The 6,470-nt window shown below is 43.0% G+C and carries 4 protein-coding genes; 3 read left to right on the plus strand and 1 reads right to left on the minus strand.

Annotated elements, in window-relative coordinates:
• The first annotated feature begins 95 nt into the window (after positions 1-95).
• From B9J78_06740 to B9J78_06750, 3 genes are all read left to right on the plus strand, one after another.
• Complete coding sequence (locus B9J78_06740; GenBank protein MBA2124608.1) at positions 96-1,445, plus strand: alpha-L-fucosidase; 1,350 nt, start codon at positions 96-98, stop codon at positions 1,443-1,445.
• Positions 1,446-1,584: 139 nt separating this feature from the next.
• Complete coding sequence (locus B9J78_06745; GenBank protein ID MBA2124609.1) at positions 1,585-2,637, plus strand: hypothetical protein; 1,053 nt, start codon at positions 1,585-1,587, stop codon at positions 2,635-2,637.
• A 46-nt stretch (positions 2,638-2,683) separates the two neighbouring features.
• The gene (locus B9J78_06750; protein MBA2124610.1) at positions 2,684-3,343 is read left to right on the plus strand and encodes a hypothetical protein; all 660 of its coding nucleotides are present in this window, start codon (positions 2,684-2,686) and stop codon (positions 3,341-3,343) included.
• A gap of 619 nt (positions 3,344-3,962) precedes the next feature.
• Here the strand turns inward: B9J78_06750 and B9J78_06755 are convergent.
• Positions 3,963-6,098 carry a hypothetical protein gene (locus B9J78_06755; GenBank protein MBA2124611.1) on the minus strand — a complete coding sequence of 712 codons (2,136 nt, stop codon included), beginning with the start codon at positions 6,096-6,098 and terminating at the stop codon, positions 3,963-3,965.
• Positions 6,099-6,470 lie beyond the last annotated feature (372 nt).

Here is a 6,470-nt window from a genome sequence, read left to right on the forward strand (position 1 = left end):
CCATACGGAGGTTTGCGGGCTGTCATCCTTGCTAAAAAAAAGAACATGTTAAACACAAAAACATTTTAACATATTATTAACCAATTCGCTCTAGGATGTCTAGGGTGAAGATTATACCAGGAGGAAATATGGATGTTATAAAACCAAAAAAGACAGTAGGAGATACAGGTTGGTTTGTGCAAGATAGGTTCGGATTGTTTATCCACTGGGGACTTTATGCACTTCCGGCAAGACATGAGTGGGTGAAACACCAAGAAGAAATACCGGATGAAAAGTATGATGTTTATTTTAAGTATTTTGATCCTGACCTGTATGATCCCAACCTGTGGGCAAAGGCCGCGTATAACGCAGGTATGAAATACTTTGTTATTACAACAAAACACCATGAAGGATTTTGTTTATGGGATTCAAAACTTACAGACTATAAAGCACCAAATACACCCGCTAAAAAAGATCTTCTGACGCCCATGGTAGAAGCATTTAGAAATTATGGTTTTAAGGTTGGCTTTTATCATTCGCTTATAGACTGGCACCACCCTGATTTTATTATAGACTCACTTCATTCTATGCGAAATTATCCTGACAGGGATAAATTCAATCAGAAAAGAGATCAGAAAAAATACATAGAGTATCTACATGGACAGGTAAGAGAACTTTTAACACAGTTTGGGAAGATTGATATTATGTGGTTTGATTTTAGTTATCCCTCTGACCCCAATAGGCCCAAAGACTGGATTGGTAAAGGAAGAAAAGAATGGGACAGTGAAAAACTTCTAAAAATGGTAAGGGAACTTCAGCCTTATGTTATTTTAGATGATAGGCTTGATTTGGCAGACATAGAAGGTGCATGGGATATAAAAACGCCTGAACAATACCAGCCAAGAGAATGGCCAAAAGTAAATGGTACTCCGGTTGTATGGGAAGCCTGTCAGACATTTTCAGGCTCATGGGGATACCACAGAGATGAATATACCTGGAAATCAGAAGAACAACTTATACAGATGCTTGTAGATACTGTAAGCAAGGGCGGAAATCTTTTGTTAAATGTAGGTCCTACCGGAAGGGGCGATATTGACCATAGAGCATTAAACAGGCTTGAGGCATTTGGCAAATGGATGAAGTATAATAACAGGTCAATATATGCCTGCACACAGGCACCTGAGGAACTTAAAGCTCCGCAGGATTGCAGATTTACATATAATCCGGATACAAACAGACTTTATGTCCACATATTTGCATGGCCATTTATTCATCTTCACCTGGATGGGCTTGCAGGCAGGGTAGAATATGCACAATTTTTGAATGATGCATCAGAGATAAAGATGCATATGGATCCCTGGTTCATACAACAGATGGGCAAAAAGTATGAAAATACTCTGACGCTTACTCTTCCTGTCCGAAAACCAGATGTAACAGTTCCGGTTATAGAATTATTTTTGAAATAACTTAGGCACAATCATTGCAAGCGACTGAAAAGAGCGTGGTAATCCCGTATAAGGATAAAATTGCTTCACTTCGTTCGCAATGACAGGATTGCTTCTGGAGCCCTCTGCTCTTGCAACAACAGAATAGGAGAAAAAGAATATGAGTAGGCAGATTGCATTAGATATTATCAACTTAAAATCGGCGCAAAGGCTCGGGCATACCGATTATAGCATGGAGTATCATGACGAATATATTAGAAAAATTACCGGATTGGAAAAAGACCATCCAGATGCAATGAAAAAATTTTACGACGCATGGGAATACGACTTTTTGTGGAACACGGATGACGGGCTTTATGGCAACTGGCTTGAAAGAGGTAGAGCAACAGATATGGGGCATGCTGTTTATGCTGATGATAGTAGTGATAAAAAACAGGCACAGGAATGTCCATTTAAAACACAAGATGATGTGTGGTCTTTTGACCCGATTAAAGAATACGGACTGCCTGATTTTAAGGAACAGGTTACCGAGTATGAACGGTTAAACAGGGAAAAAAGAGAAAAATTTTCCAATCAGCTTGTGACAGGCGGCTATTATAAAACAATTATTTCAGGCGCAATACAGTCATTTGGGTGGGATATGCTTTTAATGGCTGCTGCTGATGCGGATAAATTTGAAAAGGTTCTTGACAGATTTTTCAAGTTTACCCTTCATTATATGAAAGCATGGGCAGAAACAAGTGTTGAGGTTGTTATACAGCACGATGACTTTGTATGGACATCAGGCGCTTTTATACATCCTGACTTTTATAGAAAAGCAATCATCCCGCGATATGCAGAACTGTGGAAACCATTGCATAAAGCAGGAAAAAAAGTTTTATTTTGTTCAGATGGAAATTTCATAGAATTTGCAGGTGATGTAGTAAAAGCAGGAGCAGATGGGCTTATATTTGAGCCGGTAAATGATTTTGAGTTCATGGTGGAAAGGTTTGGAGATTCTGTTTGCCTTGTCGGAAGCTCGGTTGACTGCAGGGATATGACTTTCGGAAAATGGGATAAAGTAAAGGCAGACATTGACAAGACGCTTAAATTAGCAAAAAAATGTAAAGCAGTTATATTTGCTGTTGGCAATCATATACCTGCGAATATTCCTGATGATATGTGTCAATTATACATAGATTATTTAAAAAAGAACTGGTTTAGAAAAATTTAACCTGCTTTCTTAAGAATTTCAACAGCCAAAAACATAGAGAAAAGAGATGTCACACTTTCTAAAAGAGATTACCAACATTATAATTTCAAGCATAGAGAAGAACGGGCCTGTTGCAATATTTATCGGCGGGATTATAGAACAAATAATTGCTCCGATTCCATCACCTCTTATTGCAACTGTTGGTGGGTTTTTGCTTATTCCCGAGGAGGCAAACTTTATTTCTGCTTTATGGATTGGATTTATAAAAGTGGCGCTTCCCTATACAGTTGCCGCTACAATGGGTGTAAGTTTTGTATATTTTATTGCATACTTTGGTGGAAGGGCTTTGATTGAAAAGTTTAAAATGTATTTAGGTTTTTCATGGAAAGATATAGAGGAGATAAGTAAAAAGTTTGGCGGTGGCGCATTTGATGCTGTTATGATATTTTTATTAAGGGCAGTTCCTGTTGTACCCATATCCATAATTTCAGCCGTGTGTGGTTTTATAAGAACAAAAATAGTTTTGTTTTATGTCTTTTCTCTTTTTGGAATACTTGTTCGAAGTGTCATCCTTGCAATGGTTGGCTGGCAGATGCAGGAAGGATATAAGGCTATAATAGGCGGTCTTGATAAAGTAGAAGATATGATAAAGGTTGTTTCTATCTTTCTTATCCTATTTCTGTTTTACCTTGGATACAGGAACAGAGGCAGGTTTTTAAAAAAATAGCGTAAATTCTCAGTCAACTGCGTTGACTGAAGGCACAAAGCATGAGAAAAAAAGATAAAAAGACAGTCCACTGTGTGCCTTAGTAGGCATTTTCATAATTAATGTTACGTATTATTTGTTGACTTTTAACTGAAATTCTGGGATATTTCCTGTAAGAAAGGGGATATTATGCCAAGAAAGAGTCCGTTTGAAATTGTTTTGACCAGTAAAGAGCGAGAGCATTTCATATGACTTTCCAAACCTTCAAGGAGTAGAAAAACGCTTGTTGGATTTTCAAACCCGATATCAAGAGATTGCTCGTCCCTTTAATTGGAAATTTACTCGTAAAGACCTTAAAGAAAAAATTAAACTTGTTAGTGACCATATCATTGATCAATATCAACCGGTAATGTTCCAATCCGCTACTGAATCTTTGGCGAATGTCTATGCATAAAATACGTAACACAATTTATGAAGTAGACCACTTAGCAATTCTTAAAGGCGTTCGCTGAATATCTGCGTGAGGCGGTCCTTGCTTGCATCGTCTGATCGCCCCGCTATAATTCCCTTTATGATGGACTATTTGCCCTAGATTCCGACCCAATAGTTACTATTTTTTAGAGAAGATTATTGCTTGGTTTTAATTTTTGCCCGTTACCGGTCTCGGGCCAACTTCAGAGAGGTCAATCGGGACGAAACCCAGTTTTAGAGCGGGCGAGTCCGCCGCTAACGTGAAATCCCGTTTGTTGAGATTTCGGAATTTCGGGTTTACCACGATTGAATGGAGGTCCCGCCCCATGGCCTGCCACTGCTTTAACGTCAGATTCTTCCCGCCAACTTTAAAATACGGTCTTCTTTTAACCGCATAGAAGAGGTTTAAATCACTATGAATGCGGCCGGCCTCTTTTTCCACGGTATGATTTGAAAGGAAGAACGGTTCCCCGCTACTCACCATGATATTGCGTATCCATGTGAATCCCCGATGCGGCTCAATCCGGGTATAAATGGCCACTGCTTCACCGCCAAATGCCCAGATATTGTTCCGAACCATGTTCTCGCGACCGTAATGTTGATGGAACGGCTGACGGTCCGCATCATAACAGACGTTATTCTCGATAAGCAGATGACTGGAACCTTCATCAGGATAGATACACCAACCACCATAGTGGGCTGATGACACGTTATAGATTAAGTTGTTGCGCAAAACCGTTCCCGACTGAACTCCGAGCGTGTAGATTCCCCCCATATCGGAAAGCAGTTTGTGCCCGATATCATGAATGTGGTTGAACGCAATCAGGTTGTCCCTGCTCACATTTTCCTGGTATCCCCACTCCCAGCCGCACGATATGCCGGAATAAAACAGGTCGTGGATATGATTGTGGCAGATCGCTACGGTATGGGCGTTCATAGAGAGAACCCCCACCGCACTGTGAAAAATCCGGCCGCCGCGCGCAATCTCGTTGTCGGTTACCTGATGATGACCGGTCTGCCGTATTTTAACGTCCGGATCGCAGGCCGCGGCACCGTTAATTTTGACACCGCCGGCTCCCATGTCATGGATGGTGTTGCCAACCACGCGAATCCCATGGCAGGCATCCGCAATTTCAACACCGTACCAACCAATGTGTTCAATGGCACACTGCTCAATCGCGCAGAACCGGGCCCCCTCAAAATAAATGACTCCTGGAACATCACACGCTGCCTGAGCCGCACTGGCTTTGACCCCGCGGTTGTGCTGACGGCTATGCGGGGTCCGGGACGCATCCGGTCCTATGAACGTGGCCCTGTCAGACGGATCCGGGTGGCGCCAATCGGTATGGGCAAACCGGATACCTTCAAATCGGATGTGTTCAACGTACTGATTCTCTTCCGGTTTTCCCACCAATGCCAGTAATTGAAGACATCGCGGGGCGATAATCTCCGTCTTGCCTGGCGTCTCGCCCCCGCGGGGCAGATAATACAACCGGCCCTCTTTACGAGACAAATACCACTCGCCGGGTTCGGACAATTCCTCAAACACATTGTCCAGATAATAGTCGGCCAGTTGGCCGCTATATGACCCCACCAGCGCCGACCAACTCGGACGCTGCATGGTCACCAGGTTGGAGTCCGGGTCAAATGCCGCAATTCCCGAACGCTCCTCAATCCAGAAATGGAGATAAACCACTTCCACGTCGGTCAAATTGCGGAACGGGCGCACTTCACCGGGGTTACAGATAAACTGGGTTTGACCGCCGCCACCCCATCCGGCGGGGAGTTTCATGCCAAGAGCTTCTTTCATCCGAAAAAGTCCTTTTTTAGGGAGGCGCGGCCGCTCCGCCCGGCGTCCATTAACGAACAATTGCCGGAAACACCACTTGCCTTCCGCCACTTCCGGAAGATCAACCACCCATAATGCCGTCTTGCGGTTGATGGTCGTCGTTTTCCAACCGGTAATGCGTTCCCCGCCACTGATTACCGGTTTCTCATTCCGGTAAGGCTTGAACGTAACCGGCCAGGAATCCTCAGCACTCAATATCAGCGGAGTCTTCATCGCATAGACTCCCCCCCGCAGATACACCTCAACCGGCTTCGAAAGACATTCGTCTGTTTGCCACCGATTCGAATCATAGTTCCTTCCCGCCTTCATCAGGTGAAGCATGCTTTGGATACCGTTCAATGTCGCCAAAGGACCATCGTTTTTTTTCGCGTTCGGTTCCGGCAACCGCCCGGACCATGCATCGTTGCCCTCAGGGGACACGTAAAGTTTCAACATACTTTCTTCGTTGGTGTTCATACCATCTCCTCTTCACGCACAGGCAACCGCCAGAGACCATGGTCTTGAATTCCCACCGTGGCAAGCATATCGGCGGCCCGAGCAAATTGTATATCCTGTTGGATACTGTAAGGCGTCCCGGCCTCAAGATATGGCTACAGATTGACACTCCAGAACCTCCTCTTTTCACTTTCTATTTTAGCAGAACCGTAAGCAAAAGTTAAATTCTTGTATAAATTATATATGTAATATATGTAATATTATTATTTATGTAATATATTCAAGTGGTGGTAACAAATCTTTGTTCTACCTGCCCAAAATTTGCTCTTAAATAATAAGCAGAATTTTGGGCAGGAAAAGAGAGAAAAAAGATTTCTTTGACGCATGCCAGAA

The organism is bacterium Unc6 (assembly GCA_013626165.1).
GTDB classification, from domain to species: Bacteria; Omnitrophota; Gorgyraeia; order Velesiimonadales; family Velesiimonadaceae; genus Velesiimonas; species Velesiimonas alkalicola.

Coding starts and splice junctions, on each gene's coding strand:
- B9J78_06740 (MBA2124608.1), top strand. CDS start 96: ATGTCTAGGGTGAAGATTATACCAGGAGGAAATATGGATGTTATAAAA.
- B9J78_06745 (MBA2124609.1), top strand. CDS start 1,585: ATGAGTAGGCAGATTGCATTAGATATTATCAACTTAAAATCGGCGCAA.
- B9J78_06750 (MBA2124610.1), top strand. CDS start 2,684: ATGTCACACTTTCTAAAAGAGATTACCAACATTATAATTTCAAGCATA.
- B9J78_06755 (MBA2124611.1), bottom strand. CDS start 6,098: ATGAACACCAACGAAGAAAGTATGTTGAAACTTTACGTGTCCCCTGAG.